The sequence below is a fragment of the Streptomyces sp. NPDC006624 genome (assembly GCF_040611555.1).
In the GTDB taxonomy this organism is placed as follows: Bacteria; Actinomycetota; Actinomycetes; order Streptomycetales; family Streptomycetaceae; genus Streptomyces.
In genome coordinates, this window is record NZ_JBEXOM010000080.1 from 1 (window position 1) to 1,196 (window position 1,196).

Annotated in this window: 1 pseudogene; it reads right to left on the bottom strand. The window is 65.2% G+C overall.

From position 1 onward, the window contains the following. Positions 1–1,196 (bottom strand): annotated as a pseudogene (aceE, locus tag ABZY20_RS37300) (pyruvate dehydrogenase (acetyl-transferring), homodimeric type); the annotation flags it as partial.

The window sequence follows — 1,196 nt, forward strand, 5'->3', positions numbered from 1 at the left end:
CGGCGTCTCCACATCAATCTTGTACTGCTTGATAGCCCGAGCCACATCCTTCCCGGTCATCTTCCCTTCCGCCGCCAGCGCCGCAATGGCCGCATGGGCGATGTAGTACCGATCGACCTCGAAGTGACGACGCAGGTTCGCGCGCGTATCCGACCGCCCGAACCCATCGGTGCCGAGCACGGTGTAGCGCATCGGCACGTAAGCGCGCACCTGTTCCGGATACACGCGGATGTAGTCGGTCGCGGCGATCGCCGGGCCCTGACGCCCTTCCAGCAGTTCGGTGATGTACGGCTTGCGCTGCGTCTTCGCTTCCGGGTTGAAGCGGTTGAAGCGTTCGCAGTCGGTCGCATCGCGGGCGAGTTCGTTGAAGCTGGGGCAGGACCAGATGTCGGCGGTGACGCCGAAGTCCTTGTCCAGCAGTTCGGCCGCGGCGATGGCTTCGCGCAGGATGGTGCCGCTGCCCATCAGTTGCACGCGCAGTTCGCCCTTCTTGGGCTTGCCGGCGTCCTTGAGCAGGTACATGCCCTTGATGATGCCTTCGGCGGCGCCTTCGGGCATGTCGGGGTGCGGGTAGTTTTCGTTCATCAGGGTGAGGTACCAGTACTCATCCTGCTGTTCGGTCAGCATGCGCTGCATGCCGTGCTGGAACAGGGTCACCACTTCGTAGCTGAAGGTGGGGTCGTAGCTGCGGCAGTTCGGGATCAGGCCGGCCTGGACCATGCTGTGGCCGTCTTCGTGCTGCAGGCCTTCGCCGTTGAGGGTGGTGCGGCCGGCGGTGGCGCCAAGCAGGAAGCCGCGCGCGCGCATGTCGGCGGCCTGCCAGGCGCTGTCGCCGATGCGCTGGAAGCCGAACATCGAGTAATAGATGTACAGCGGCAGCATCTGCAGGTCGTTGGTGCTGTAGCTGGTGGCGGCCGCCAGCCACGACGCGAACGCGCCGGCTTCGGTGATGCCTTCTTCCAGCACCTGGCCGGTGACGTCTTCGCGGTAGTACATGAGCTGGTCGCGGTCGACCGGCTTGTACTTCTGTCCGTGCGGGGCGTAGATGCCGAGCTGGCGGAACAGGCCTTCCATGCCGAAGGTGCGGGCTTCGTCCGCGACGATGGGAACCAGGCGCGGGCCGACCTGCTTGTCGCGCAGCGCGATGTTGAGCGCCTGCACGAACGACATGGTGGTGCTGATCTCGCGCTCGCCGG